This window comes from Klebsiella sp. K47, assembly GCF_051858335.1.
Taxonomy (GTDB): Bacteria; Pseudomonadota; Gammaproteobacteria; order Enterobacterales; family Enterobacteriaceae; genus Klebsiella; species Klebsiella pneumoniae.
Map to the genome: position 1 here is coordinate 38,363 of NZ_JBPYUI010000017.1, position 26,287 is coordinate 64,649.

Below are 26,287 nucleotides of genomic sequence, written 5' to 3' on the forward strand. Positions count from 1 at the left end.
CTGATGGAAGGCCTTTTTACTATTGGCAGGGGAGTATATTAGCGCAGGGTCAGCGCCAGGTCATTGAGCTGATCGATGACAATATTCCAGCCCTCGAAAAATCCCATCTGCTCATGCTGCTCGCGGGTTTCATCATCGGCATGCAGCACCGTAGCCGTATAGCGACACCCGCCCTGTTCATGGGCAAAGGTGATGATGGCCGTCATCGCGAAGGGGGAAACGGCGGGGCGATAATCCGCCGTCAGCATCGAGGTCATGACGATTTTTTGTTGCGGGATAACCTCAAGAAAACAGCCGGGGTTATCGCTGCGTTCACCGTCAGGCCCGTGCATCACGGTGTGAAAGGCCCCGCCGGCGCGAAAATCAAAGGCCAGAACCTCGGTTTGCCAGGGCTTCGGGCACCACCAGGTTCGGAGTAATGCCGCGTCGGCCCACGCGCGCCACAGGGCTGGGGCGGGCGCGCTGAGCAGGCGGCTGATTACAAGATCGCGAGAATCGGTTGCGCTCCGGGACATGCTGCGACTCCTCAGGAAAAGGGGAGCCAGCCCGCGGCGCGGACCGGCTATCAGGCTTCGTAGTAATTATAGATGCCAGCGGCCATCACCAGCTGTGAGGCGACCTCATACGCTTTCTCGCGCCCCACCAGCAGATCGATCATTTTCAGGGCGAAATCAATCGAAGTCCCCGGACCCTGGCTGGTTAACAGATTCACCCGCGGATCCCAGACCACTCTTTTATCCTGCCACTGCTCGGCGGGGATATGTTCCTTCAGCGCCGGAAAACCGGTCATGTTGCCGATCGGGAACAGATTATGGGGTACCAGCACGGTCGCCGGGGCGGCGCAGATGGCGGCCACAATGCGCCCAGAGAGATGAAACTGGCGGACGGTTTCCACCAGTAGCGTGCTGTCGCGGAAGCACTCTGCGCCCTTGATACCGCCCGGGAGGACGATGATATCGAAATCACCATCGGCCACCTCGACCAGCGGCGCATCCGCCAGCAGTTTGACGCCGCGCGAACAGACGATGGTCAGGCTGCCGTCGCTGGCGACGCTGGCGGTGGTCACCTTTACTCCGCCGCGGACCAGCAGGTCGATAGTGGTGACCGCTTCGGTCTCTTCGCTACCAGGGGCGAGGCAAATCAGTGCCGACGCGCTCATATTCATTCTCCTTACGCTTGATCAATTCAAATAAGCGGGCGTTTTCCGGTACGGCGACGCCGTGGGCGCGGGCGCGGTTGAGCAGAAAACCGGTGATGTAGTCGATCTCTGTATGCCGCTGGGCGCGAACGTCCTGCAGCATGGAAGAGATATTTTCTGCCGTACTTTCAATTACCTGTTCGACATAAAATAGCAGGTTTTCCGCCGAGGTATGAATACCTTCGCGCTCCATCACCGCCGCCACCTCGCGACAAATGGCCGCAACTTCCTGCGTATAGTCGCGCAGATCGCCGTTTTTACACCCTTTGAGCGCGGTCAGAGGGTTAATCACGCAGTTAACCGCCAGCTTGCGCCAGATGGCCGAGTGGATATTGTTATGCCAGGCGACATCCGGCAGCACGCTCTGCAGAACTTCTGCGAGATAGCTGTAGTCCCCCTCGTAGCTTTTTGCCGGTCCGATATGCGTGGTGCCCTGGGCAACGTGGATGATGACATTCCCATCGCGCCGCGCCGCCTGGGTCGTGGAGGCCAGCAGCAATGGCTGTTTCACGCCGCGCAGCTCCTCGACGGTGCCCATGCCGTTATGAATCAGCACAATTGGCGTGGTGTCCGACAGGATCCCGGCCAGGTGCTTTACCGCATTCGACACCTGCCAGGCCTTTAAGGTGACGATAAGCAGCTCGCTGCTGGCGAGAAAATCGGGGTCGTTGGCCGTCAGCGATTCGTTGAACACTGAGCCATCGGTTTCAATGACGTTGACGCTACAGAATGGCTGCGGTACGCGCAGCCAGCCCTGGACTTCATGTCCCTGTTTGTACAACGCGGTCAGCCATAGTTGTCCCAGCGCACCGCATCCCAGTACGGTTACTTTCATTGTTCCTCCTCATCTGCCGCTATCCCAGGCGCTGATGGCTAAAGTCTATCTCGTCGCTTTTCGCATCGTCGGACATCACGGGGAAAATAGCGCGAGCGTTGCGTAATCAGCTAAGCTTCCGGGATAACAAGTTGAGTTATGCCGCGTTGCAGGTATTATGCAACGCAAAAGAAACGGAAGGAGAGGAAAAGATGCCATCTTTCGATATTGTCTCTGAAGTTGATCTTCAGGAAGCCCGTAACGCGGTGGACAACGCGAGCCGCGAAGTCGAGTCGCGTTTTGATTTTCGTGGCGTTGAAGCCACTTTTGAATTAAACGACGCCAACAAGACCATTAAAGTGCTGAGCGAGTCTGACTTCCAGGTGAACCAGCTGCTGGATATCCTGCGCGCCAAGCTGCTCAAGCGCGGCATTGAAGGCACCTCCCTCGACGTACCGGAAGATATCGTGCACAGCGGTAAAACCTGGTTTGTTGAAGCGAAGCTGAAGCAGGGCATTGAAAGCGCGGTGCAGAAGAAGATCGTTAAAATGATCAAAGACAGCAAGCTGAAAGTGCAGGCCCAGATTCAGGGCGAAGAGATCCGCGTGACCGGTAAGTCCCGCGACGATCTGCAGTCGGTGATGGCGCTGGTGCGCGGTGGCGATCTGGGACAGCCGTTCCAGTTCAAAAACTTCCGCGACTAAGGCGGCGGGCAGACAGCAAAAAGCGGGGAATTCCCCGCTTTTTTTATACCCCTTTGATGAGCTGCTCTATCTCGAAGCGGTTGGTGACCTTGCTGTCGATTTTGATATACACCGAACGCTCCTCGGGTACCACCAGCGCCTGATGAACCCCGCTGGCGCTCAGCAGACGCGCCTGCAGCGCGCTGTCGACCACCACGCCGTCCGGCACCTCCACCCGCAGGCTGCTGACGTACGGCGGCTCGCTCATGGTGCTGGCCACCAGCAGCCACAGCATCGCCAGCAGGGCGCCCAGCAGAAACACGGTTTGCGAATCAAAGAAACCATCGACCCAGCCGCCAAGCGCGCCGCCAATCGCCACGCCGAGAAACTGGCTGGTGGAGTAGACGCCCATCGCGGTGCCTTTGTAGCCCGCCGGAGACTCCTTGCTAATTAGCGACGGCAGCAGCGCTTCCAGCAGGTTAAACGCCAGGAAGAAGAGCTGAACGCCCGCCACCAGCTCCCAGAAGTAGCCTCCGGCGCCCCAGAGGACAATTTCCGCAATCAGCAGGATGGCGACGCAGAGCAGGAAGACGCGCTTCATCTTGCGCTTCACTTCGGCGTAGATGATAAACGGCACCACCGAGATGAATGAGATAACCATGGTGACCAGGTAAATCTTCCAGTGCTCGGCGGCCGGGAAGCCGGCGGCCTCCAGTTGTCCGGGCAGGGCGACAAAAGTGGACATCAGCATAATGTGCAGGCACATGATGCCAAAGTTAAGCTTCAGCAGGCGCGGCTCCGCCAGCACCTTGCTAAAGCAGCCCTTCACCATCCCGGATTCGCGGTTAAGGACATGGTTATGGCTGTTGGGCACCACCCACAGGGTGAGCAGGATGCCGACGGTCGCCAGGATGGCGATCATCCAGAACAGCGCGTGCAGACCCAGCTGGTGGGTGACAATCGGCCCCAGCACCATGGCGATGGCGAAGGTGACGCCGAAGCTGACGCCGATAAAGGCCATCGCTTTGGTGCGGTTCTGTTCGCGGGTGAGATCGGACAGCAGGGCCATAACCGCGGCGGCGATGGCGCCGGAGCCCTGCAGGGCGCGGCCAAGAATGATGCCCCAGATGGAGTCGGTGAGCGCGGCGATGACGCTGCCGAGCACGAAGATAAGCAGGCCGCCGACGATCAATGGCTTACGGCCAATACGGTCAGATAACAGTCCGAAGGGGATCTGGAACACCGCCTGCGCCAGGCCGTAGATACCGATCGCCAGGCCAATCAGCGCTTCACTGGCACCCTGCAACGCCATTCCATACGTGGTCAGAACCGGCAGGACCATAAACATGCCAAGCATGCGCAGGGAGAATACTGTCCCCAAACCCCAGGTCGCGCGCAGTTCCCCTGGCGTCATTTTGTTATCGTTCATTACCACCTCAATATAAAAACTGCGCCTAGTGTAGCGGCGGGGGGTAAGAAGCGTAAATAAATGTTTGTTTAACAGATATTACGGGGCTGTTGCGCGATGCGACAAGTTGGTAAAAATCAATAAACCAGTGGAGGGGGACTCCACTGGCGAGGGGGAAAATTAAGGTAAAGTAAAGTCAACCCACTGGCTGCCAGCGTCAGCCGATTTGACGCACTGCTCTACCCAATAGACGCCGTGCAGCCCGGCTTCGACGTCCGGATACCAGAAGTCTTGCAGGAAGGCGCGATCGTCGCGATCCGTGGCGTCAATCGCCTGCGCATAGCGGCGATAGAGGTTGGCCCAGGCTTCGAACAGCCCTTCCGGATGGCCGCCGCCAATGCGGTCATCCGCTAGCGCGTTCGGCGACAGGTAGGGCATCCCACGTTCCAGAATGCGCGCCGGCTCGCCCTGCACCTCATAGCTGAGCTGGTTAGGATGCTCATCCCACCATTCGATGCTTGCTTTTTCGCCGACGATGCGCACTTTTTGCGAGTGCATGGCGCCGCTGTTGACCGCGCTGGTCCACATCGAGCCAACCGCGCCATTGTCATATTCCATCAGGACAAAGGCGTTATCTTCCAGCGGCGCGCGGGAGGGAACAAAGCTCTGACGGGAGCACATCAGCCGTTTGATATTGAGCTGCGGCGCCATGGTCTCGGCGACAAACAGCGGATGGGTGGCCAGATCCCCAAGCACATAGCTGGGCCCGGCAAACTTCGGCGTTACTCGCCAGCGGGTGGATTCTGCCTGCAGCTCGACGGCCTGGTTATGGAAGCCGTGGGCGAATTGCATGTTAACGATGCGGATCTCGCCGAGCAGTCCATCGGCAATCATCTGCCGCGCCTGCTGGATCATCTGATAGCCGGCATAGCCGTAGGTAACGCCGACGATTTTGTTCTGTTTTTTGCTCAGATCCACCAGCTCGCGCGCCTCTTCGGCGGTAAAGCAGAGGGGCTTTTCGCAGATAACGTGGAGTCCCGCCTCCAGCGCCGCTTTGGTGATGGCGAAATGGGTATTGTTCGGGGTGGTGACCGAGACGACCTCGATCCCGTCAGGGCGCTGCGCCTCTTCGCGAAACAGGGTCTGGTAGTCGGCGTAGCAGCGCTCCGGCGCGATGCCCAGTTGCTCACCGAACGCGCGCCCGCGCTCGGCATCGACGTCAAGCGCGCCGGCCAGCAGGGTATAAACATTGTCACGCAGCGCCGCACAGCGGTGGCTGTAGCCGATCTGACTGGTTCCCCCGCCGCCGACCATGCCCCAGCGCAGGGAACGGGATAAGGGTTTCAGGCCGTTTAACATGGTGCTCTCCTTTTTGAAATCATTTGCACTCTGAGGCGCTCAATGCCGACGCCTGCGGCAACGCGCATCCGGATAGACTGACTTCAACTTAAGGAAATGTTTGTTCTGTTTCAATTGTGTTGTGGAATTTATTTTCCATATATGCGAGGGGGATCGAATTAGCGAAAGTTTCTTTTGCGCTTGGTTGAAAAGGTGAGGGCGGGATATCGCCTGCCGGAGTCGTCCAGATTGTTGCGGGCGTTTTTCGTTTCAACAAAATATGAAATAAATTTTCTTTATTAGCTGCTGAAGGCGGTGCAATCCGCCGATTGCACCGGGGACCAGATGCCGCTATGACGCTCCGCGCACAGACGCGGGGGAAGTTGAAGCGACGGGAGGATGACCGGCCGCAAAGATGCCCTTCGCCGCCAGGCCTGCGACGGTGAGGGCTGCCGGGATGCCGAGGATCAAAAAGACGCTTTCAAAGGGCAGGTTGAGCGCCATCATCTCGGCGCCGGCAAAGGCGCTGAGAATGGCGCCGATGCGCCCGACGCCGTGCATCCAGCTGGAGCCCGTCGCCCGCGCCTGTGTAGGGTAGTAGCGGGCGGAGAGGGCGTTCATGCCGGTATTCGCGCCGTTCAGGCAGGCGCCGCTGATAAACGCCAGCATACAGAGCAAGGCAAAGCTGCCCGCGGCGTAGCCCATCGCCATGGTGAACAGGCCGCCAACGGCGTAGATTATCCCCAGCGCGCGATGGGGGTTGATCCTGTCCATCAGCCAGCCGGCAAACAACGAGCCGAGGGTGCCGCCCGCCTGGTAGATCGCCGTCATGATGGCCGCCTGGCTAACGGTCATTCCTACCGCTTTAACCAGCGTTGGCAGCCAGCTGCCGAGGATATAGACCAGGAACAGCCCCATAAAGTAGACCAGCCATAGCATCAGCGAGCCGAAACCGTACTGGCGGGAGAGGACAATGCGCATCGCGTTGCCGGCCGCTGGCTGCGCCGGCAGGATAAACGTCACATTGTCGCTGATTTGTCCGGGATAGAGACGGTTAAGAATGGCGCGTATGCGCGCCGCGGGCGCTTGTTTGATCACCAGAAAACGAACCGATTCCGGCAGCAGCCAGATGAGCAGGGGGGCAAACAGCAGCGGCAGAATACCGCCGAGCGCCATCAGCGAGTGCCAGCCAAACTGGGGGATCAGCCACGATGCCGAAAATCCTCCCGCCGCCGCGCCGAAGGTGAAGCCGCAAAAGATGATGGTGATAATAAATGAACGCTGGCGTTCCGGGGCGTATTCCGACACCAGCGTCCCGATATTCGGCATCGCGGCGCCCAGCCCGAGGCCAGTCATAAAGCGAAAGAACATCATCTGTTCTACGTTGTGCGAGAAGGCGGTGGCGATGGTCCAGAAACCGAAGAAGAAAACGCTATTGATGATGATTTTCTTACGTCCCAGCCAGTCGGCGAGCGGGCCGGAGAAAATCGCCCCCAGCGCGAGGCCGATCAGCGCGGCGCTGATCACCAGACCCAGCTGGTGGTTGCTTACCCCCCATTCCAGCTTTAGCGTCGGGGCGATAAAGCCCATGATCGCGATATCAAAACCATCGAGAGCGATGACGCAAAAGCCGAGAAATATAATCAGCTTCTGAAATCGGCTCAGCGGGTTACGATTTATTAACTCTCTGACATCCAGGCGTTGAGTCTGTGTCATAGCGTATTCCTTATGCGCAGGCGCGCAGGTAGGGCTGCGCGGCATCGAACAGTAACTGCGCCCGCTGAAGAGGCGGCAGGGCGCCTTGCTCGCCGTCAAGCGGCACTTCGAGAGAGACCGGCAGCGTCGCCGGCAGGGCCGACATCAGACCATGCAGATCCAGACCGCCTTCCCCCGGCACGTTGCGCGCCGAGCGGGCCTGGCGGATAAGTTCCTGCTCGCTCTCCGGCCTCTGCGCCGCGCCATCGCAGAGTTGCATATAGTTGAGATGATGCGCGGGCAGGCTGGAGAGGGCGGCGAGCGATTCTCCCGCGCGCCAGAAATGGAGAGCGTCCACCAGAATGCCGATGTCTTCCCGCCCGCTGGCGGCGATTAGTGCTTGCGCTGCGGCGATGTTGCGCAACTGGGTCCAGGGCATCGGCTCAAGATTCATGGTCAGCCCAAATGGACGACCGGCCGCGGCGAGGATGGCGAGGTTGTCAGCGCTGCGCTGCAGGTTGTCATCATTGCCGGCGACTAACACCTGTCCGGCGCCAAGACGCGCGGCGGTCTCCATAAAACGCTGCAGCCGATCGTCGAGGGTAAACCCGGGGGTCAGGCGGACGATCTCCACGTCCGACACGCGGATGCCAGTTTCCATCAACGCGGCGAGCGTCGCCCGGACGGCCGGGGTATCGCCCAGCATGTCGTAGTCCGGGTCGGTCGGTGTGGCGGGGAGCAGTCGCAGTCCAACGTGGGTAAAACCGGTTCTGGCCGCAATCCGCACCTGTTCGGGGGGAGGGACATCGAGCAGGGTCAGCGCGGCGAGCGATAGGGTACGCTTGTTCATAAATGGCTCCGGTACAGTTGCAGGTGAAGAGAGTTAGGGTGCATCCATTCGTGGAAATCAAACTATGTTATTGTTTATATTTGTTTTTTTTTGCCAGATTTTTACCCACCAGATAGCCGAAGGTCATGGCGGGCCCGAGGGTGATCCCTCCGCTGGGGTAATAGCCGCGCATCACGCTCGACATGTCGTTGCCGATGGCGTACAGACCCGGTATCGGGTGCTGCTGTTCATCCAGCACCCGGGCGTGTTCGTCGGTTTGCAATCCGCTGAAGGTGCCCAGCGAGCCGGGCAGAATGCGCACCGCGTAGAACGGCCCTTCGCGCAGCGGTCCGAGCGTCACCTGATGGTCACCCTGGGCGCGGTTATAGGCTGAGGCCCCGCGGTGAAAATCGACGTCTTCGCCAGTGCTGGCGAAGTGGTTAAAGCGTTCAACGGTTTCCGCCAGCGCATTGGCGTCGATAGCGCACTGCTTCGCCAGCTCCGCCAGGGTGTTTCCTCGCTGCAGATAGCCGGTACGCAGCCAGGCGGTGGGGGGGAACGGGAACGGTCTGGCGTGGCCCAGGCCGTAGCGACGCAGCGTACGACGATCGGCCAGCAGCCAGGCCTGCGGCGTGTCGCCCGCGGGTGTGGCCGCCAGCAGGGCGGCGATAAAGTCATGATAAGAGTCGGCCTCGTTAACAAAACGTTTGCCGTTGGGCAGGACGGCGATCAGCCCGGGTTTGGCGCGCTCCACCAGATGAGGAAACATTAGCTGCTGGCCGCTGGCCAGAGTGACGCGGGACACCGGCGCCCAGGCCAGCGGGTGGCGCAGGGAAGTGTCGAACTGGCCGCCGACGGATTCGCCAAGCCTGATCCCCTCGCCCTGATTGTCCGGCGGTGCGGCGGAGAAATGGCCGTAACCCTCCGCCGCGTGGGGCACCACCTGCGCCAGCCGCTGGCGATCGTGGGGAAAACCGCCGCAGGCCAGCACCACGGCGCCAGCTTCGACGTGAATCTCCCCGCCGTCGCTGCGCAGCACCGCGCCGGACACGCCCGGCGGACCCTGCAGCAGCCGGACCACCGGGGCATTGAGCTGAAAACGCACGCCGGCGTCGAGGGCGGATCGCAGCAGACGGGCGACCAGCGCATTGCCATTGACCAGATGCTGCCCCCGTCCGGCGCGTAGCCGCTGCCAGCCGTGGCGCAGCAGGCGGCGGGCAGCATACAGCGCGGAGCGCGGCGAGCGGGTGGCATTGAAAAAATGCGCCATATCCGCGCCGCCGGCGATGCCCATCCCGCCCAGGCTAATGGTTTCCAGCGGCGGACGCAGGCGATGGAGCCAGTCGCCGAGCAGGCGGCCATCGTAGGGTTGCGCGGTGACCGACCGCCCACCGTTCGCCGCACCCGGCGACGGGTGAAAGTCCGGCATGGCGCTGCCCGAGAGAAACTGCACCGCTGTCCGCTGATGGAAAAATTCCACCATCTCCGGCCCGTAACGCAGGAAGGTTTGCAGACGAATATCGGCGGCTTCGCCCCCCATCTCATGCTGCAGATAGGTCAGCGGCGCGTCGGCTGCTTCGTCGATGCCCTCCGCCCGCGCCAGCGGGTTGCGGGGGATCCACAGCCAGCCGCCGGACCAGGCGCTGGTTCCGCCGAGCACTGACGCTTTCTCCGCCACCATGACGCTGGCGCCGTGCATCGCCGCAGTCACCGCGGCAGAGAGCCCCGCGGCGCCGGAGCCGACCACCAGCACATCCACCTTCACAGGCCCGCTCATGTTGGACTCCTTACTGCAGAGGTGAAAAAGCGGTGGGGCGCATCAGCACCGACTCGAGGCGTTCCACGGCGGCCAGTTCGCGATTTTTACGCGAGAAGGTCTGCCAGCGTTCGTCCTGGGCCATCCGCGCGCGGCGCACCAGACGATCGTCCAGGCTTTCATAAGCCCAGATGTGCACTACCTGATTGACCACGCCGATCTCGGTAAAAAAGAAGCCGATTAGCTGGCCGAGATGGTCGGTTTGCACCGCCAGGGCATCGCTTTGGTACAGCGCCAGCCAGTCGGCCATTTTCAGCGGATTGATGGTGTACGTGCGTTTTTCGTAGATCATGATGTTTTCCTGATTAGTGGGTGGAGTGTTGTGCCAGATGGCAGGCGGCGAGATAGCCAAACGTCAGCCCCGGGCCGAGGGTGATGCCGGGGCCCGGATAGGTGCCGGCCATCAGCGAATCCATGTCGTTTCCCACCGCGTACAGCCCCGGGATGGGGTGTCCTTGGGTATTGACGACCTGGGCATCGGCGGTGGTGACCAGGCCCCGTGAGGTCCCCAGATCGCCGGTATAAAGTTTGATGGCATAGAACGGCGCGCTGAGCAGGGGGGCATTACAGGCGTCAGGCTGATGGCCCGGATCGCCCATCGCCCGGTTATAGCTGTTGCCGCCTTTAGCAAATTCCCGATCCACGCCCTGCGCGGCGTCGCGGTTGTAGCGGGCTACCGTTTTGCTCAGGGTTTGGGCATCCAGACCAAGCTGTTGCGCCAGCGCGGCCAGGGTATCGGCTTTGTGCAGATAGCCAGCGGCGACCAGGGCGTCATTATTGACCGGCGCCGGGCGTGCCAGCCCGAGGCCATAACGCTTCATCGCCTGGGCGTCGCAGAGTAAAAAACAGGGGGCATTTTCCGCTGCATCCTGCATTGCGCTGGCGAAATGGTGATAGGAGCTGGACTCGTTGACGAAGCGTACCGCCCGCTGATTGACGGCAATCACGCCCGGTTTTGCGCGATCGGTTACCAGATGGGGGAAGCGCTCCTCGCTGCCGTCGGCCCGGGTCAGCACCGATACCGGCGCCCAGAAAAAATTGGATGGCCGATCGGCTCCCTCGCGAGCGTTAAGCGCCGCCGCGAGATGCAGCGCGGCGCCATCGTTGGCCGGCGGCGACATGGTGAAGTGTTCGCGGGTGTGTGGCCGATAGCGCGCCGCCAGCGCGCCCGCGGCGAAGCCGCCTGCGGCCAGTACCACCCCGCGGCGGGCGTGCAGCGTCTCTCTTTGCCCCTGATACTCAATCTCCACCCCGCGGACCGCGCCTTGCGCTTCGCACAGCGTCAGAACATTGACATTCAGCCGCAGGCTCATGCCTTTACGCAGCGCCGTAGTCGCCATGCGGGCAATCAGCGCATTGCCCATCGCCAGGCGGGTACCGCGAGGGTACTTCACCCGGTCGCGGGCATAGCGCAGCAGCAGCCGGGTGCAATGGGCCAGGGAGCGCAGCGAGCGGCGCATGTCGAGAAAATGTTGAATATCGACGCGGTTGACCATCATCCCGCCAAACAGCAGCATCCCCGGCGGCGGTGAACGCAGGTCGCGAAACGCGTCCCCCAGTTCACGGCCGTCATACTCCACCACCTCCAGCGCACGACCGACGTCGACTGCGCCGGGTTCATCCGGATAGTAATCGGGCGAGAGCGGACGCAGGCTGTACTTTACTGCCCCCTCACGCTCGAGAAAGGCCAGCGCCTCCCGCCCGGCGCTGACAAACGCTTCGGCGAGATCTTCACGGTACTGGCCCTCGCCGATAATGGTTCGCAGGTAGATTTTCATCGCCTCGGCGCTACCGCTTTTGCCCTCGGCGCGCGCCTGGTCGGTATCGTGCAGCCACACGGCGCCGCCGGAGATGGCCGAGGTGCCGCCGAACTGGCCGGCTTTCTCCAGCATCAGCACCGACAGCCCTTTACAGCAGGCGGTGACCGCGGCGGCAAAACCGGCCGCGCCGCTGCCGATGACGATCACATCCCAGCTCTTCATGCCGCCGCTCCCTGCGCCTGCGGGATGGCGCCGATAAACTGGCCCATCAGCCTCATCTGCGCCAGCGCCATTTCCGGCCCGGTCTGTACTTTGCAACCACGTGCGGCGGCGAAAGTGAGCAACGGCGTCATCACCGGGGCGGTGACAACGTCGGCCACATGAGTGGTGCTGTCGAGCGTATCCAGAAGCGCCTGCGGTAGAGGCAGCTCATCAAATCCGGCCATGCCGGCCGGTGAGCCATTAACCAGTAGATCGAGGCCGTAAAGGGTGTCTGGCAGCGCGCTCAGTTGCACCGCCGGAAAGGCCTCAGCCAGAAGGTCATGCAGGCGCTGCCGGGTGGCCGGGGTTTGATCGTGCAGGGCCAGCCGACGGATCCCCGCCTCGCACAGTCCCCAGGCGATGGCGCTGCCGACGCCGCCGCAACCGGAGAGCAGCGCCTGCTTACCTGCCGGCTGAAAACCCTGCGCCTCGGCGGCGAGCTGAAAGCCGACGCCGTCCAGCATATCGCCCTGCAGGCGGCCATCCGCCAGCTTGCGGATCACATTGACGGCGTTGAGTCGGCGGGCGCGCGGCGTGAGGTCGTCGACCAGCGCGGCGGCGCGCTGCTTATGCGGCACCGTCACCAGCACGCCGGTCATGTTCTGCCAGCCGCGCAGAGCGTTAAGGTAGGCGGCCACCGCGTCCGGGGCGATATCCACCGGGATCATGACGCTGTCCATGTGCTGTTCGGCAAAGTAGCGGTTGAAGTTATCCGGTGATTTCACCTGGGCGATCGGATGACCAATCACGGCGACAACCTGGGTAGTTCCACTGACCATTTCAAACCTCATTTGTTAAATTAATGTTGTGAAAGTATTTCAGTGGAAGCTGGGAGCGACAACGCAGAATTCGGACATGTCGGTTGTTAATCGCACGAACGCTGCGATAATCGCAGGAAATCGATAATGATGTTGCAAAAATGTGAGCGAATATGCAAAACACCATTCATCCACGCGATCTGATCGTCGGTTTACAAAAAGGGCTGGCGCTAATTCAGCTTTTTTCCAAAACCTGCCCAAAGCTCACCGTCGCCCAGACGGCGAAAATGAGCGGCCTGACGCAAAGCGCCGCGCGACGTTTTCTGCTGACGCTCCTGCATGAGCGCTATCTGCAAACCGACGGGCGCTATTACTGGCTTACCCCAAAGACGCTGCGGCTTGGCCAGGCCTATGTCGATTCGGCGCAGTTTCCTCGCATGGTACGGCCGATTGTCGAATACATCGCCAGCCGGACCGAAGAGCACGCCTCGGTGGGGGTGGTGGATGAAGATGAACTGGTCTATATCGCCCGCAGTCGGCATACGCCGTTCAACTCTACGTCGGTGCGGCTTGGGGAGCGGGTGCCCATTTTCTGTACCGCCGGGGGGCGACTGTGGCTGGCTTCGCTGCCGGAAGCAGAGTGTGAGACCGTCCTGCAGCGCATAACCCGGGAACAACGTACCCCCTATACGGTGACCGATATCGCGTCGCTGATGGAGAAAATCGCCCAGGTACGGCGCCAGGGATACGCCACCATTGAGCAGGAGTTTGAGATTGGCATGCTGGTGCTGGCGGTGCCGTTAACCGACAGGGAAGGGACCTGGTGGGGGGCGCTGAGTCTGACCAGTCATCAATCGCGCACTTCGCTGGAAGCGTTATGCCGCGATCACCTCGATCTGCTCTACAGCGCGCAGGCGATGCTGGTGGGTTAAACAGGGCAGCCAGTGGCGCTGCCCTAAGATAGACGTCGCTTAGGCCGACGCTTTGGTCAGAAAGGTGTTCCAGTCGCTGGCCGCGTTATTCACGAAAGTATTCCAGCTGTTGCCGGCGGTGTTAACAAAGCTTCCCCAGTTTTCCTTTCCGGCGGTCACAAAGGTTTCCCAGTTTGACTGTCCGGTCAGGAAGGAACCAAACGCCATCGCGCTGTCGCCGACGAAGGAGGCAAATGCGGTGCCGGAGGTCAGAACAAAAGAGGTGAAGCCGACGCCAGAGTTGGCGACAAAGCTGGCGAAGCTGCTGGCTGCGCCGAACAGATTAAAGCCACCGGAGATATACTCCATTTCGTTCAGTGTTAACTCTTTCATTGCAATTCCTTGTAGTGATTATTTCCCAAAGGGGCAAGAGCCCCGGCGAAAGGTAGCATTGCAGGACCGTGCGGCGCGAGTGATGCCCGATGCGTACTGGCTCAATTTTTCCTCATTTTTTGATATGAAAGATAGCGGGAAAGCGACGGGGGAGGGGAGGGAAGTATGAAATGAGAAAGAAAGCGATGATGAAACAGGAAAGAAAAAGCCCCGTAAATACGGGGCTTTAGATCGTACGGGAGTGCGTAATTATCTCACGTAAGCCAGCAGACTATGTGAATCCGGCACCATAAAGTCAACGGACATCATCACGGACAGCGCGGTGATGGCGACGATAGAAAAGACGAACAGCTTACGCGCCCAGACTTTATCATCGGCCACTTTATAGCCACGCAGCGCCATGCCCAGCCACCAGACGCTGACCGCTGCCGCCACGACCAAGTATTTATACCCGGCGTAGCCGCCCAGCGAGAGCATCAGGGTTGCCACGGCAAAGGCGACGATGTACAGCGTAATATGGTTTTTGGCGACCGAAATGCCTTTCACCACCGGCAGCACCGGAATATTCGCCGCCTGATAATCCTTAAAGCGGAAAATCGCGATGGCGTAGGAGTGAGGCATCTGCCACAGGCTAAAGATAGCCAGCAGGATCGCCGCACCGCTGTCGAAATCACCGGTGACCGCGCAGTAGCCAATCACCGGCGGCGCAGCGCCGGAGAGTGAGCCAATCAGCGTGCCGTAGACGGAGTGGCGTTTCATGTACAGGCTGTAGACGCCGACATAAACCACGAACCCCATCACCCCCAGCCAGCAGGCCAGCGGGTTAGCGCCGAACCACAGCAGCATGAAGCCAGCAATACCCAGCAAGGTGGCGTACACCAGCGAAGCTTCTGGCGAGATCAGCCCTTTGACCAGCACCCGGTTTTTCGTCCGTTCCATCTTACGATCGATGTCCCGGTCGATGTAGTTGTTGAATACACAACCCGAGGCGACCACCAGGGATACTCCAAGGAGCGTCCAGACGAACAGCGGATAGTCGATGTGGCCTTTGGAGGCCAGCAGGAAACCGCCGATCACGGAGATCAGGTTGCCAAAAATAATGCCTGGTTTCGTTACTTGCAGGTATTGCTTAAACATACTCGCCGCTCTTAGTGCATCATCATGTTGTAGTTCAGGTTCCACATAATCCAGATGGAGCCGACAACCACGATCGCAATGATGATTACGGTGAAGATAAATGCGGTCAGGTTCCAACCTTCATCGGACTTGCTGTTCATATGCAGGAAGTACACGAGGTGTACCACGATCTGCACCACAGCGGTCACCAGAATGGTGCCAAGGATAACCGCATGCGAGGCGGAGCCACTCATCACCATGGCGAACGGAATGACCGTCAGGATGATGGACAGGATAAATCCTGTCATGTAGCTCTTCACGCTGCCGTGAGAAGCGCCGCTATGATCGGTAGAATGACTCATTACATCGCCCCCATCAGATAGACAACCGAGAACACGCAGATCCACACGACGTCCAGGAAGTGCCAGAACAGGCTCAGGCACAGGATACGCGTGCGGTTAGTGCTGGTCAGGCCACGACGTGAAACCTGGAACATCAGCACCGCCATCCAGATAAGACCGGAGGTCACGTGCAGACCGTGGGTGCCGACCAGCGCGAAGAACGCGGACAGGAAGCCACTACGATCCGGACCAAAGCCTTCCATGATCAGGTGATGGAATTCATAAATTTCCATCCCGATAAATCCGGCGCCAAACAACCAGGTCAACGCCAGCCAGGAAACCACCTGGCTTTTGTTGTTTTTGTACATGGCGATAGCCGCCATGCCGTAGGTGATGGAGCTGAACAGCAGCAGTGCGGTTTCAACCAGAACGAACGGCAGTTCAAAAATATCTTTGCCCGTCGGTCCGCCGGCCGTGCCGTTCACCAGAACGGCATAGGTAGCAAACAGCGTAGCGAAGATAATGCAGTCGCTCATCAGGTAGATCCAGAAACCGAATACCTTCATCGGTCCTGTATCATGGTGCCCGTGTTCATGCGCGTGGGCAGTATGCGCAAGAGTATCAGTTGCCATTTTTCAGCCCTGCTTTGTTAATCTCATCGAAATGCTGTTTTTCCAGTTTTTCGACTTCTGCAACCGGTACGTAGTAATCCACGTCCTCGTCAAAGCTCTTAATAATCCAGGTCGCTACGATGCCGATGAAGCTGGCGATCGCCATCCACCAGATATGCCAGATCATGGCGAAACCAAATACCGTAGCGAAGGCGGCAATCACGATGCCGGCGCCGCTGTTTTTCGGCATATGAATTTCTTCATAGTGAGCAGGCTGTTTGTACGCTTCACCTTTCTCTTTCATTTCCCAGAAGGCATCACGTTCGTGAACCTGAGGAACGATAGCGAAGTTGTAGAACGGCGGTGGAGAAGAGGTTGCCCACTCCAGCGTACGGCCACCCCACGGGTCACCGGTCAGGTCGCGGTTCTGATCGCGGTCGCGAATAGACACGTAGAACTGAATCAGCTGGCACAGAATACCGCAGGCGATCAGCGCCGCACCGCAAGCTGCAATAACCAGCATCGGGTGGAACTGCGGATCGATCTGCTGGCTCAGACGACGGGTCATACCCATGAAGCCCAGCACGTACAGCGGCATAAACGCCACGAAGAAGCCGATGATCCAGAACCAGAAAGCGCGTTTGCCCCAGGTTTCGTTCAGGGTGAAGCCAAAGGCTTTCGGCCACCAGTAGGTCAGACCTGCGAAGCAACCGAACACTACGCCGCCGATGATAACGTTATGGAAGTGCGCAATCAGGAACAGGCTGTTGTGCAGAACGAAGTCCGCGCCCGGTACCGCCAGCAGCACGCCGGTCATCCCACCTACGGAGAAGGTCACGATAAAGCCGATAGTCCACATCATCGCCGAGTTGAAGACGATGCGACCCTGATACATGGTGAACAGCCAGTTGAAGATCTTAACCCCGGTCGGGATCGCGATAATCATGGTAGTAATACCGAAGAAGGCGTTTACGTTCGCGCCAGCACCCATGGTGAAGAAGTGGTGCAGCCAAACGATGAACGACAGAACGGTAATACAGACGGTTGCCCATACCAGAGAGGTGTAACCGAACAGACGCTTACGCGAGAAGGTCGCGGCGATTTCGGAGAAGACCCCGAACACCGGCAGAACCAGGATGTACACTTCCGGGTGACCCCAGGCCCAAATCAGGTTGATGTACATCATCATGTTGCCACCCATATCGTTGGTAAAGAAATGGGTGCCCAGGTAACGATCCAGGGTCAGCAGCGCGATGGTGACGGTCAGAATTGGGAACGAGGCGATAATCAGGATGTTAGCGCACAGAGATGCCCAGGAGAATACCGGCATCTTGAACATGGTCATGCCCGGGGCGCGCATCTTGATAATGGTCACGAAGAAGTTAATACCGGTCAGGGTAGTACCGATACCGGAGAGCTGCAGCGCCCAAATCCAGTAATCAACCCCTACGCCAGGACTGTACTCAATTCCCGACAGCGGCGGATAGGCCAGCCAACCGGTCTGCGCGAACTCACCAACGCCCAGAGACAGGTTAACCAGAATCACGCCCACAACGGTGAACCAGAAGCTCAGGTTGTTGAGGAACGGGAAGGCTACGTCGCGCGCGCCGAGCTGAAGCGGAACCACCAGGTTCATCAGACCGATAACAAACGGCATCGCCACGAAGAAGATCATGATAACGCCGTGGGCGGTAAAGATCTGATCGTAGTGATGAGGCGGCAGGAAGCCGGCTTCCCCGGCCGAAGCCAGCACCTGCTGGCTACGCATCATGATGGCGTCAGCAAAGCCACGCAGCAGCATGACGATTGCCACGATAACGTACATGATACCGAGACGTTTGTGGTCGACAGAAGTCAGCCACTCGTTCCATAGGTAGGACCACTTACCGAAGTAAGTGATGGCTGCCAGAAGCGCCAGTCCCCCAATGATAATCGCAGCCACCGTTACCACGATAATAGGTTCGTGGTAGGGCACTGCATCCAGTGTAAGTTTTCCGAACATCGTTTTCTTCCTCGGCCCCTTAGTGAGCGGTTTCCGCGTGGCTCATGTCCATGCCTTCCATCCCGTCGTGAGCAGCGTGCTCGCCTTCAGGTTTAGACATGTTCATGCTCTCGTGAGACATGAATTTGTTCACAACATCTTTGAACAGATCCGGTTTCACGTTAGAGAAATATTCCACTTTGTTGTATTCGCTAGGCACAGCCACTTTCTCGAACGCGGCCATGGAGTCCATGGAGTTCGGAGACTGTTTGGCTTTTGCAACCCACTGATCGAAAGTCGCCCGATCCGGGGTGGCAATCGCTTTGAACTTCATACCTGAGAAGCCCGGGCCACTGTAGCTAGCGGAGATACCGTCATAAGTACCAGCTTCGTCAGCAATGAGGTGCAGCTGAGTCTGCATACCGGCCATTGCATAAATCTGGCTACCTAAGCGCGGAATAAAGAACGAGTTCATCACCGAGTTAGAGGTCACTTTGAAGTGTACCGGTACGTTCGCCGGGAAGGCGATTTCGTTAACGGTAGCAATACCCTGTTCCGGATAGATAAAGAACCATTTCCAGTCCATCGATACGACTTCGATGGTGATTGGCTTCTCGTCATGGACAAGCGGTTTGCTTGGCTCCAGTGCGTGAGTGGTTTTCCAGGTCAGAACGGCCAGGAACAGGATGATCAGAATAGGTACCGTCCAGACCACAGCTTCCACTTTGTTGGAGTGTGACCAGTTCGGGCTATACTTCGCATCTTTATTGCTCGCGCGATACTTCCAGGCAAATCCTACTGCCATCAAGACGGCGGGAATAACGACAATCATCATCAGGCCGAAGGCCGTCAGAATCAAAGAGCGTTGCTCCAGTCCAATCTGTCCTTTTGGGTCAAGGAGTGCAGAATCACAACCACTGAGTAATACAGTACCTGCGATTAATGACATCCATCCCAAACTTTTATTGTATTTCCTGAGTCTCATTGAACGACCTCAATTCCACGGGATCTGGTGGCGTTTAAAGTGTATGGGCATTTTACGGTAAGGTTGCATTACTGTAAACATGATTGGATCTCTGTCAGTTCTGTGTTAGCGGCTTCTGCTTGGTTTGTCACATATGTAACGTAGTGTTACTTAATCGCTTGCAAAGCCTGATTTTCGCGGGATTGATAACGAAAGGGATAAGAAAAGGAGTGCTTAGCGGCTAATGGGCATAACCACCCACAAATTAGAACAATTGTTTAACATTTAATTATCAAATAAAAGACATTGTGAAAACGAAAAATAAAATCCCCGGAGCTGAATCGGTTAAATTATTTAAAGAGTCGAACGAAAACTGTCAATAATTTCCAGAAATCAAAAACGCACAAAACAACAAATAGCGCGGCGGACAATATAAAAGCGTTAATAAGCCGTTATAATTACGTTTCGTAATTACAACGGCTAATAATGATGCTGGATCCTTAAATCAGGCGGGTTTTACGCAGCGCCAGATAGTCAAGCAGGCCGCCGAACAAAATCCCGCCGACGGCGGTGAGCGCGGCAACCTCCAGCAGGCCGGACAGGAAGGAGAACGACGTATAATCCAGCGCGTTGAGGATCAGCAGCGCCAGCCACACCGCGAGCAGCAGGCAGCCCAGTGTCAGGATCCCCAGCGCCAGCGCATAGGCCTGCGGGAACTCGCTACGCGGCATAAAGCTTGCGGTGCGTTGGGTATGCTCAAGCGTTTGCCGGCACAGCAGCAATAGGGCAATCCCCGGCACCGCCGCAACGACAGAGAAGAGATAGAAGGTCGACCAGCCGTGAGCCTCGACAAACCAGCCGGCAATCGGCCCAACGTATACGCGACCGACCGCAGAGAGCGCCGAGAGCAGTGCGAACTGGGTGGCGGAGAAAGACTTATTACATAACGTCATCAGCAGCGCGACAAATGCCGCCGTCCCCATTCCCCCGCACAGGTTTTCAAAGAATACCGCGGTCGCCATGGAATAGAGGTGCTTATCGGTAATCGACAGCAGCCAGTAGCCGGCGTTAGAGACCCCCTGCAGCAAACCGAAAATGAGCAGTGCCCGAAACAGCGTCAGCCGCTGCATCAGGACGCCGCCGTACAGGGCGCCGAGAATGGTGGCGAACAGGCCTAAGGTTTTGTTCACCATTCCCACTTCGCCAGCGTCAAATCCCACGCCGCGGATCAGGAAGGTGGTGGTGAGGCTCATGGCAAACGCATCGCCAAGCTTATAAAGGACGATGAGCAGCAGAATCAGCCAGGCGTTGTTGCGGCCGAAAAAATCGCGCAGCGGTTCGGCTACCGCCTGCTCGAGCGATCTGGGAACCGGGATAACGTCGCTCGGTTCGGGCGCCAGCAGCGTGGCGATAATGCAGGGCACCAGCAGCGCCGCCATCAGCCAGTACATCCCCTGCCAGCCGAGATAGCGGTCGGCAAGCCACAGGGCCAGTCCACCGGAGACCAGCATCCCCAGGCGATAGCCCAGCACGCTGATCGCGGCGCCGGCTCCACGCTCTTCTGCTGGCAACACGTCGGTTTTCCAGGCGTCGAACACAATATCCTGCGACGCCGAGCAGAAGGCGATCACCACCGCCAGCGCCGCCATCCAGCGTAATTGGGTGACCGGCTCAAGAAAGCCCATCGCCGCGATCGCCAGCAGGAGTAATACCTGGGTGGTCAACAGCCAACCGCGACGACGCCCAAGAAACGGCGGCGTGTAGCGGTCCATCAGCGGGGACCAGAGGAATTTAAAGACATAGGCCTGGCCGACGAGCGAGAAAAAACCGATCGTTTTCAGATCGATATTTTCCACCGTCATCCAGGCCTGCAGGGTACCGGAGGTGAGAGCCAGCGGCAGACCGGAGGCGAAGCCAAGGATCAGCAAAATGGCTGATTTCGGCTGCTGAAAAATGCGTAAGTAATGACTGGACATAGCATAAAGCACGAACCCGGCGGAGGCCGGGTTCGCGATAGCATTAACGCGCGTTTTGCTTGATGAAATCGTGGATGCTGGTGTCCTGCGCCATATCGGCGATGGTATCGGTCAGGACGCTGTTGACGGCATCAGCGATGTTTTTGTTCGAGGCCTGGAAGGCGCCTTCAACGGAGTAGCTGGCGCGGTAGTTTTTGGTCATTTTCGTGCCGTTTGCCGCGGTGGCGATGATGGCGATATCGGCTTTGGTGGCGATGTTATAGCGCACGTTACCCTGAGAGACGTCAGCATAGAGTTTGTTGACGATGATCTGCAGATCGACCGCGCCGTTCGGGCCAATCATGTAGCCGCGAGACGTCATCTGTTTCTCCAGCACTTCCTGCAGCAGGAAGCGCAGATCGCGGGAGGCGGTGAGAGTGACCAGCTGATTGTCACGCGTCACTTTCGCCAGCGCCTGGTCCGGACGCTGATCGGCGCCGTTGATGCTGACGGTCACGCCCATCAGGCTTGGATCCTGCTGCGGCAGCGTGATTTTCGGCGATACTTCAATGGTGGTCGGCGGCGTGGCGCATCCTGCCAGCATAAACATGGCGACCAACGGGAAAAGAATCTTCTTAAGCATGTTCAGGTCTCAACGCATGGTGTTGTTATAAGGAAAATTACCGCCATCATAGCATTGCCAACGGCAAGGGGAAGTGGCAACGCGTGTAAATCCATCGTGCTGGCGGTTTTCTGAGCGTCCCGCCACGGTTAATGGCTCGTTCCCCGACGGATCTGGCGACCAGAGCCAGTAAACGTGATACTTTTGAATGAAAATATCAGAACAATGCTAATTTTTTGTTGTTTTCTCCTAATGGAAGCGGTAAAAGCGGCTAACATTTAAATGGAGTGGCGGCATCTCAGCGTTGTCGGAGGAGAAAATTCATGATGATACGTGAACAGATCGAAGCAAAACTTAGAGCAGCGTTCGACCCGATGTATCTCGAAGTCGTGGATGAAAGTTATCGTCACAACGTCCCTGCGGGCTCTGAAAGTCATTTTAAAGTGGTGTTAGTGAGCGATCGCTTCACTGGCGAGCGTTTCCTCAATCGCCACCGTATGATCTACGGCACGCTAACCGAGGAGCTGTCGAATACGGTGCATGCCCTGGCGCTGCACACCTACACGATTAAAGAATGGGAAGCATTACAGGATACGGTATTTGCTTCGCCGCCGTGCCGCGGCGCAGGGAGTATCGCTTAGAAATCCCATTTGCAACCGCTGGCGCTTTTCCAGTATGTTGCTTGCAGATTTAGCAAAAACGGCCTACGGGCCGTTTTGTTTTGCCTGGAAAATGCGCAAAGTCAGCGCTTTTGCGGGCAAATTTGAGCGGGAAATGTGAAAAATGCCGCAGCACCAGGCGACAACCGTTCTCGACTCACAAAAGTGATGCCGCTATAATGCCGCGTCTTATATATGAATGTCTTCGGGATGATTCTGACGACAGGGAATGTGTTTCTGATTTGAAGAGGGCATCCCGGTTCTGCGAAGCCACCTACACGCGCTTCCAGAGTTGACCGAGCACTGTGATTTTTTTGAGGTAACAAGATGCAAGTTTCAGTTGAAACCACTCAGGGCCTTGGGCGCCGTGTAACGATTACTATCGCCGCTGACAGCATCGAGAATGCTGTCAAAAGCGAGCTGGTCAACGTAGCGAAAAAAGTTCGCATTGACGGCTTCCGTAAAGGCAAAGTGCCGATGAATATTGTTGCTCAGCGCTATGGCGCTTCCGTTCGCCAGGACGTGCTGGGCGACCTGATGAGCCGTCATTTCGTTGACGCGATCATCAAAGAAAAAATCAATCCGGCCGGCGCGCCGAACTACGTTCCGGGCGAATACAAACTGGGCGAAGACTTCACCTACGCGGTAGAGTTCGAAGTGTATCCGGAAGTTGAACTGCAGGGTCTGGACGCGATCGAAGTTGAAAAACCGGTTGTTGAAGTCACCGACGCTGACGTTGATACCATGCTGGAAACTCTGCGCAAGCAGCAGGCGACCTGGAAAGAAAAAGAAGGCGCGGTTGACGCTGAAGATCGCGTAACCATCGACTTCACCGGTTCTGTTGACGGCGAAGAGTTCGAAGGCGGCAAAGCCTCTGACTTCGTACTGGCGATGGGCCAGGGTCGCATGATCCCGGGCTTCGAAGACGGTATCAAAGGCCACAAAGCGGGTGAAGAGTTCACCATCGACGTGACCTTCCCGGAAGAGTACCACGCAGAAAACCTGAAAGGTAAAGCGGCTAAGTTCGTTATCAACCTGAAGAAAGTCGAAGAGCGTGAACTGCCTGAGCTGACCGAAGAGTTCATCAAACGTTTCGGCGTGGAAGATGGTTCCGTCGCTGGCCTGCGCGCTGAAGTGCGTAAAAATATGGAACGCGAGCTGAAAGGCGCTGTGCGTAACCGCGTGAAGTCTCAGGCTATCGAAGGTCTGGTTAAAGCTAACGAGATCGACGTTCCGGCTGCCCTGATCGACAGCGAAATCGACGTGCTGCGTCGTCAGGCTGCTCAGCGTTTCGGCGGCAACGAGAAACAGGCTCTGGAACTGCCGCGCGAGCTGTTCGAAGAGCAGGCTAAACGTCGCGTCGTTGTTGGTCTGCTGCTGGGCGAAGTGATCCGCACCAACGAGCTGAAAGCTGACGAAGAGCGCGTAAAAGCCCTGATCGAAGAGATGGCTTCTGCGTACGAAGATCCGTCTGAAGTCGTTGAGTTCTACAGCAAGAACAAAGAGCTGATGGATAATATGCGCAACGTGGCGCTGGAAGAGCAGGCTGTTGAAGCCGTGCTGGCGAAAGCCAAAGTGTCTGAAAAAGCCACTTCCTTCAACGAACTGATGAACCAGCAGGCGTAATTTCGCCGCTATCGTTTAAGGTTCGAGCAAAAACCCGTTGCCGAAAGGCGGCGGGTTTTTTTTTAAGATAATGATAGCCACAGGCACGGTGCGAAAACGCATTAACCATGATAGCGTTACAGCAAAAGCTTGTTATGCTTGAAATATGGCAACACCATCCCCATTACCGGGGGAGGCAACTGCATCCGCAATCGCACGCGTATTGAAGAGGCGGTGACGCATTCAGCGGATAGAAACTGTGGCTGATAATCCGTCCGTAAGGTTACAATCAGTGCAGCAGGTATTTTAAAATTACTCCAGGAGACGGAAATGTCATACAGTGGCGAACGAGACAACTTTGCACCCCATATGGCCCTGGTGCCGATGGTCATTGAACAGACCTCACGCGGTGAACGTTCTTTTGATATCTACTCCCGTCTGCTTAAGGAACGCGTCATTTTTCTGACCGGCCAGGTCGAAGACCACATGGCAAACCTGATCGTGGCGCAGATGCTGTTTCTGGAAGCGGAAAACCCGGAAAAAGACATTTACCTGTACATTAACTCTCCGGGCGGGGTAATCACCGCCGGGATGTCGATTTATGACACCATGCAGTTCATCAAGCCGGATGTCAGCACCATCTGTATGGGGCAGGCCGCTTCTATGGGCGCGTTCCTGCTGACCGCCGGGGCGAAAGGCAAGCGCTTCTGCCTGCCGAACTCCCGCGTGATGATCCACCAGCCGCTGGGCGGCTATCAGGGACAGGCGACGGATATTGAGATCCACGCCCGTGAAATCCTGAAGGTGAAAGGACGCATGAATGAGCTGATGGCGCATCATACCGGCCAGTCTCTTGAGCAGATTGAGCGTGACACCGAGCGTGACCGCTTCCTGTCTGCTGCGGAAGCCGTGGAGTACGGGCTGGTCGACTCTATTTTGACCCATCGTAATTGATGCCCAAGGCGCAAGGGTGCCGCTTTACGCTTCATCCTTCTCGCCACGTCTGTGCGAGCGGTTGGCTTTTATTCGGCCGCTTGTCTGGCAGGCTTGCGGCCGGTGGCTTCGCTACCGGCTCGATGTAGCGCGAAGGATTTTGTGTATATACTAATGAAGGGCGGCACAACGCTATATGGCGGCTTGCGCCTGAGAATGGCATTTGCGTCGTCGTGTGCGGCACAAAGAACTTAAAAAGAGGTTTGGACTCATGACAGATAAACGCAAAGATGGATCGGGCAAATTGTTGTATTGCTCTTTTTGCGGCAAAAGCCAGCATGAAGTGCGTAAGCTGATCGCCGGGCCATCCGTGTATATCTGCGACGAATGCGTTGATTTATGTAACGACATCATTCGCGAAGAGATTAAAGAAGTGGCGCCGCACCGCGAGCGCAGCGCGCTGCCGACGCCGCACGAGATTCGCCACCACCTTGATGACTACGTCATCGGTCAGGAACAGGCGAAGAAGGTGTTGGCGGTCGCGGTATACAACCACTACAAGCGTCTGCGCAATGGCGATACCAGCAATGGCGTAGAGCTGGGTAAAAGCAACATCCTGCTGATCGGGCCGACCGGTTCCGGTAAAACGCTGCTGGCGGAAACGCTGGCGCGCCTGCTGGATGTGCCGTTTACCATGGCGGACGCCACTACCCTGACCGAAGCCGGTTATGTGGGTGAGGACGTCGAAAATATCATTCAGAAACTGCTGCAGAAGTGCGATTACGACGTGCAGAAAGCGCAGCGCGGCATCGTTTATATCGACGAAATCGACAAAATTTCGCGTAAATCCGATAACCCGTCGATTACGCGCGACGTCTCAGGCGAAGGCGTGCAGCAGGCGCTGCTGAAGCTTATCGAAGGGACCGTTGCCGCCGTTCCGCCGCAGGGCGGGCGTAAACATCCGCAGCAGGAGTTCCTGCAGGTTGATACCTCCAAGATCCTGTTTATCTGCGGCGGCGCGTTCGCTGGCCTGGACAAAGTGATTTCCCACCGTGTGGAAACCGGCTCCGGCATTGGTTTTGGCGCGACGGTAAAAGCGAAGTCCGACAAAGCGAGCGAAGGGGAACTGCTGGCTCAGGTCGAGCCGGAAGATCTGATCAAGTTTGGTCTGATCCCGGAGTTCATCGGCCGTCTGCCGGTAGTGGCGACCCTGAACGAGCTGAGCGAAGAAGCCCTGATCCAGATCCTGAAAGAGCCGAAAAACGCCCTGACCAAGCAGTATCAGGCGCTGTTTAGCCTTGAAGGCGCAGAGCTCGAATTCCGCGACGAAGCGCTGGACGCTATCGCCAAGAAAGCGATGGCGCGTAAAACCGGCGCCCGTGGCCTGCGCTCAATTGTGGAAGCGGCGCTGCTGGATACCATGTATGACCTGCCTTCGATGGAAGATGTCGAAAAAGTGGTCATTGATGAGTCGGTTATCGCCGGTCAGAGCAAACCGCTGCTGATCTACGGCAAACCGGAAGCTCAGCAGGCATCTGGTGAATAATTAACCATTTCACTCAAGCAGTTAACAAAAAGGGGGGATTTTATCTCCCCTTTTATTTTTCCTGCATTCCCGCCGTTGAATGTGTGGAAT

Annotated in this window: 24 protein-coding genes and 1 pseudogene; 6 read left to right on the forward strand and 19 right to left on the reverse strand. The window is 57.6% G+C overall.

Annotation, left to right across the window (positions count from 1 at the left end; translation table 11 throughout):
* Positions 1–38 precede the first annotated feature (38 nt).
* The 3 genes from RRF55_RS16980 to panE are packed head-to-tail and all read right to left on the reverse strand — an operon-like array spanning position 39 to position 2,033.
* The gene (locus tag RRF55_RS16980) at positions 39–515 is read right to left on the reverse strand and encodes an SRPBCC family protein (protein ID WP_048331635.1); all 477 of its coding nucleotides are present in this window, start codon (positions 513–515) and stop codon (positions 39–41) included.
* Positions 516–565: 50 nt separating this feature from the next.
* Positions 566–1,159, reverse strand: a complete 594-nt coding sequence (yajL, locus tag RRF55_RS16985) for a protein deglycase YajL (protein WP_002891460.1) — start codon at positions 1,157–1,159, stop codon at positions 566–568.
* Entirely contained in the window at positions 1,122–2,033 is a 912-nt protein-coding gene (panE, locus tag RRF55_RS16990; protein ID WP_004178742.1) for a 2-dehydropantoate 2-reductase, read from the reverse strand. The genes yajL and panE overlap by 38 nt, the downstream gene beginning before the upstream one ends.
* 191 nt (positions 2,034–2,224) lie before the next feature.
* Here panE and yajQ point away from each other — a divergent pair, with 191 nt between their 5' ends.
* The gene (gene yajQ / locus RRF55_RS16995) at positions 2,225–2,716 is read left to right on the forward strand and encodes a nucleotide binding protein YajQ (protein WP_012068356.1); all 492 of its coding nucleotides are present in this window, start codon (positions 2,225–2,227) and stop codon (positions 2,714–2,716) included.
* Between the two features lie 43 nt (positions 2,717–2,759).
* Here the strand turns inward: yajQ and RRF55_RS17000 are convergent, their stop codons facing one another.
* The 8 genes and pseudogenes from RRF55_RS17000 to RRF55_RS17035 all read right to left on the reverse strand — a co-directional run bounded on the left by RRF55_RS17000 (position 2,760) and on the right by RRF55_RS17035 (position 12,581).
* Positions 2,760–4,124: an MFS transporter gene (locus RRF55_RS17000; RefSeq protein WP_004144660.1), complete on the reverse strand. Its 1,365-nt coding sequence runs from the start codon at positions 4,122–4,124 to the stop codon at positions 2,760–2,762.
* 159 nt (positions 4,125–4,283) lie between these two features.
* Positions 4,284–5,462, reverse strand: a complete 1,179-nt coding sequence (locus RRF55_RS17005; RefSeq protein ID WP_004191717.1) for a Gfo/Idh/MocA family protein — start codon at positions 5,460–5,462, stop codon at positions 4,284–4,286.
* Positions 5,463–5,792: 330 nt separating this feature from the next.
* A complete protein-coding gene (locus RRF55_RS17010) occupies positions 5,793–7,157 on the reverse strand; it encodes an MFS transporter (RefSeq protein ID WP_102000025.1) in 1,365 nt (454 codons plus the stop codon).
* 10 nt (positions 7,158–7,167) lie between these two features.
* Positions 7,168–7,986, reverse strand: coding sequence for a sugar phosphate isomerase/epimerase family protein (locus tag RRF55_RS17015; RefSeq protein WP_002891476.1), 819 nt, complete (start codon positions 7,984–7,986; stop codon positions 7,168–7,170).
* Positions 7,987–8,043: 57 nt separating this feature from the next.
* A pseudogene (locus tag RRF55_RS17020) lies at positions 8,044–9,742 on the reverse strand (FAD-dependent oxidoreductase).
* A 10-nt stretch (positions 9,743–9,752) separates the two neighbouring features.
* The gene (locus tag RRF55_RS17025; RefSeq protein ID WP_002891541.1) at positions 9,753–10,073 is read right to left on the reverse strand and encodes an NIPSNAP family protein; all 321 of its coding nucleotides are present in this window, start codon (positions 10,071–10,073) and stop codon (positions 9,753–9,755) included.
* 13 nt (positions 10,074–10,086) lie between these two features.
* The gene (locus RRF55_RS17030) at positions 10,087–11,763 is read right to left on the reverse strand and encodes an FAD-dependent oxidoreductase (RefSeq protein WP_102000027.1); all 1,677 of its coding nucleotides are present in this window, start codon (positions 11,761–11,763) and stop codon (positions 10,087–10,089) included.
* Positions 11,760–12,581: a shikimate dehydrogenase family protein gene (locus tag RRF55_RS17035; protein WP_023284734.1), complete on the reverse strand. Its 822-nt coding sequence runs from the start codon at positions 12,579–12,581 to the stop codon at positions 11,760–11,762. Before RRF55_RS17035 ends, RRF55_RS17030 begins: the two co-directional genes overlap by 4 nt.
* Before the next feature lie 152 nt (positions 12,582–12,733).
* Here RRF55_RS17035 and RRF55_RS17040 point away from each other — a divergent pair, with 152 nt between their 5' ends.
* On the forward strand, positions 12,734–13,492 hold the full coding sequence (locus RRF55_RS17040; RefSeq protein ID WP_002891624.1) for an IclR family transcriptional regulator domain-containing protein: 759 nt from the start codon (positions 12,734–12,736) through the stop codon (positions 13,490–13,492).
* A 39-nt stretch (positions 13,493–13,531) separates the two neighbouring features.
* Here RRF55_RS17040 and RRF55_RS17045 read toward each other — a convergent pair whose 3' ends face one another.
* The 8 genes from RRF55_RS17045 to RRF55_RS17080 form a co-directional block, all read right to left on the reverse strand.
* Positions 13,532–13,864, reverse strand: a complete 333-nt coding sequence (locus RRF55_RS17045; protein WP_002891626.1) for a hypothetical protein — start codon at positions 13,862–13,864, stop codon at positions 13,532–13,534.
* Between the two features lie 249 nt (positions 13,865–14,113).
* Positions 14,114–15,001, reverse strand: a complete 888-nt coding sequence (cyoE, locus tag RRF55_RS17050; RefSeq protein WP_002891629.1) for a heme o synthase — start codon at positions 14,999–15,001, stop codon at positions 14,114–14,116.
* 11 nt (positions 15,002–15,012) lie between these two features.
* A complete protein-coding gene (locus RRF55_RS17055) occupies positions 15,013–15,342 on the reverse strand; it encodes a cytochrome o ubiquinol oxidase subunit IV (protein WP_002891634.1) in 330 nt (109 codons plus the stop codon).
* Positions 15,342–15,953 (reverse strand): cytochrome o ubiquinol oxidase subunit III, encoded by a 612-nt coding sequence (locus RRF55_RS17060; RefSeq protein ID WP_002891635.1) that lies wholly within the window; start codon positions 15,951–15,953, stop codon positions 15,342–15,344. Before RRF55_RS17060 ends, RRF55_RS17055 begins: the two co-directional genes overlap by 1 nt.
* Positions 15,943–17,934 (reverse strand): cytochrome o ubiquinol oxidase subunit I, encoded by a 1,992-nt coding sequence (gene cyoB, locus RRF55_RS17065; protein ID WP_002891638.1) that lies wholly within the window; start codon positions 17,932–17,934, stop codon positions 15,943–15,945. Before cyoB ends, RRF55_RS17060 begins: the two co-directional genes overlap by 11 nt.
* A gap of 19 nt (positions 17,935–17,953) precedes the next feature.
* Positions 17,954–18,898 carry a cytochrome o ubiquinol oxidase subunit II gene (cyoA, locus tag RRF55_RS17070; protein ID WP_002891641.1) on the reverse strand — a complete coding sequence of 315 codons (945 nt, stop codon included), beginning with the start codon at positions 18,896–18,898 and terminating at the stop codon, positions 17,954–17,956.
* A gap of 479 nt (positions 18,899–19,377) precedes the next feature.
* Entirely contained in the window at positions 19,378–20,853 is a 1,476-nt protein-coding gene (ampG, locus tag RRF55_RS17075) for a muropeptide MFS transporter AmpG (RefSeq protein ID WP_004178749.1), read from the reverse strand.
* A gap of 43 nt (positions 20,854–20,896) precedes the next feature.
* Positions 20,897–21,475 carry a lipoprotein gene (locus RRF55_RS17080; RefSeq protein ID WP_002891647.1) on the reverse strand — a complete coding sequence of 193 codons (579 nt, stop codon included), beginning with the start codon at positions 21,473–21,475 and terminating at the stop codon, positions 20,897–20,899.
* A 302-nt stretch (positions 21,476–21,777) separates the two neighbouring features.
* Here RRF55_RS17080 and bolA point away from each other — a divergent pair, with 302 nt between their 5' ends.
* The 4 genes from bolA to clpX all read left to right on the forward strand — a co-directional run bounded on the left by bolA (position 21,778) and on the right by clpX (position 26,197).
* Positions 21,778–22,095: a transcriptional regulator BolA gene (bolA, locus tag RRF55_RS17085; protein WP_002891649.1), complete on the forward strand. Its 318-nt coding sequence runs from the start codon at positions 21,778–21,780 to the stop codon at positions 22,093–22,095.
* A gap of 345 nt (positions 22,096–22,440) precedes the next feature.
* Positions 22,441–23,739: a trigger factor gene (gene tig / locus RRF55_RS17090; protein ID WP_004147333.1), complete on the forward strand. Its 1,299-nt coding sequence runs from the start codon at positions 22,441–22,443 to the stop codon at positions 23,737–23,739.
* A 309-nt stretch (positions 23,740–24,048) separates the two neighbouring features.
* On the forward strand, positions 24,049–24,672 hold the full coding sequence (gene clpP, locus RRF55_RS17095) for an ATP-dependent Clp endopeptidase proteolytic subunit ClpP (protein WP_002891804.1): 624 nt from the start codon (positions 24,049–24,051) through the stop codon (positions 24,670–24,672).
* Between the two features lie 250 nt (positions 24,673–24,922).
* Positions 24,923–26,197, forward strand: a complete 1,275-nt coding sequence (gene clpX / locus RRF55_RS17100; RefSeq protein WP_002891807.1) for an ATP-dependent protease ATP-binding subunit ClpX — start codon at positions 24,923–24,925, stop codon at positions 26,195–26,197.
* Positions 26,198–26,287: the final 90 nt, after the last annotated feature.

Excerpts from the sequence above, each read along its gene's own strand:
- RRF55_RS16980 (WP_048331635.1), bottom strand. The coding sequence starts at position 515 with ATGTCCCGGAGCGCAACCGATTCTCGCGATCTTGTAATCAGCCGCCTG.
- yajL (WP_002891460.1), bottom strand. The coding sequence starts at position 1,159 with ATGAGCGCGTCGGCACTGATTTGCCTCGCCCCTGGTAGCGAAGAGACC.
- panE (WP_004178742.1), bottom strand. The coding sequence starts at position 2,033 with ATGAAAGTAACCGTACTGGGATGCGGTGCGCTGGGACAACTATGGCTG.
- yajQ (WP_012068356.1), top strand. The coding sequence starts at position 2,225 with ATGCCATCTTTCGATATTGTCTCTGAAGTTGATCTTCAGGAAGCCCGT.
- RRF55_RS17000 (WP_004144660.1), bottom strand. The coding sequence starts at position 4,124 with ATGAACGATAACAAAATGACGCCAGGGGAACTGCGCGCGACCTGGGGT.
- RRF55_RS17005 (WP_004191717.1), bottom strand. The coding sequence starts at position 5,462 with ATGTTAAACGGCCTGAAACCCTTATCCCGTTCCCTGCGCTGGGGCATG.
- RRF55_RS17010 (WP_102000025.1), bottom strand. The coding sequence starts at position 7,157 with ATGACACAGACTCAACGCCTGGATGTCAGAGAGTTAATAAATCGTAAC.
- RRF55_RS17015 (WP_002891476.1), bottom strand. The coding sequence starts at position 7,986 with ATGAACAAGCGTACCCTATCGCTCGCCGCGCTGACCCTGCTCGATGTC.
- RRF55_RS17025 (WP_002891541.1), bottom strand. The coding sequence starts at position 10,073 with ATGATCTACGAAAAACGCACGTACACCATCAATCCGCTGAAAATGGCC.
- RRF55_RS17030 (WP_102000027.1), bottom strand. The coding sequence starts at position 11,763 with ATGAAGAGCTGGGATGTGATCGTCATCGGCAGCGGCGCGGCCGGTTTT.
- RRF55_RS17035 (WP_023284734.1), bottom strand. The coding sequence starts at position 12,581 with ATGGTCAGTGGAACTACCCAGGTTGTCGCCGTGATTGGTCATCCGATC.
- RRF55_RS17040 (WP_002891624.1), top strand. The coding sequence starts at position 12,734 with ATGCAAAACACCATTCATCCACGCGATCTGATCGTCGGTTTACAAAAA.
- RRF55_RS17045 (WP_002891626.1), bottom strand. The coding sequence starts at position 13,864 with ATGAAAGAGTTAACACTGAACGAAATGGAGTATATCTCCGGTGGCTTT.
- cyoE (WP_002891629.1), bottom strand. The coding sequence starts at position 15,001 with ATGTTTAAGCAATACCTGCAAGTAACGAAACCAGGCATTATTTTTGGC.
- RRF55_RS17055 (WP_002891634.1), bottom strand. The coding sequence starts at position 15,342 with ATGAGTCATTCTACCGATCATAGCGGCGCTTCTCACGGCAGCGTGAAG.
- RRF55_RS17060 (WP_002891635.1), bottom strand. The coding sequence starts at position 15,953 with ATGGCAACTGATACTCTTGCGCATACTGCCCACGCGCATGAACACGGG.
- cyoB (WP_002891638.1), bottom strand. The coding sequence starts at position 17,934 with ATGTTCGGAAAACTTACACTGGATGCAGTGCCCTACCACGAACCTATT.
- cyoA (WP_002891641.1), bottom strand. The coding sequence starts at position 18,898 with ATGAGACTCAGGAAATACAATAAAAGTTTGGGATGGATGTCATTAATC.
- ampG (WP_004178749.1), bottom strand. The coding sequence starts at position 20,853 with ATGTCCAGTCATTACTTACGCATTTTTCAGCAGCCGAAATCAGCCATT.
- RRF55_RS17080 (WP_002891647.1), bottom strand. The coding sequence starts at position 21,475 with ATGCTTAAGAAGATTCTTTTCCCGTTGGTCGCCATGTTTATGCTGGCA.
- bolA (WP_002891649.1), top strand. The coding sequence starts at position 21,778 with ATGATGATACGTGAACAGATCGAAGCAAAACTTAGAGCAGCGTTCGAC.
- tig (WP_004147333.1), top strand. The coding sequence starts at position 22,441 with ATGCAAGTTTCAGTTGAAACCACTCAGGGCCTTGGGCGCCGTGTAACG.
- clpP (WP_002891804.1), top strand. The coding sequence starts at position 24,049 with ATGTCATACAGTGGCGAACGAGACAACTTTGCACCCCATATGGCCCTG.
- clpX (WP_002891807.1), top strand. The coding sequence starts at position 24,923 with ATGACAGATAAACGCAAAGATGGATCGGGCAAATTGTTGTATTGCTCT.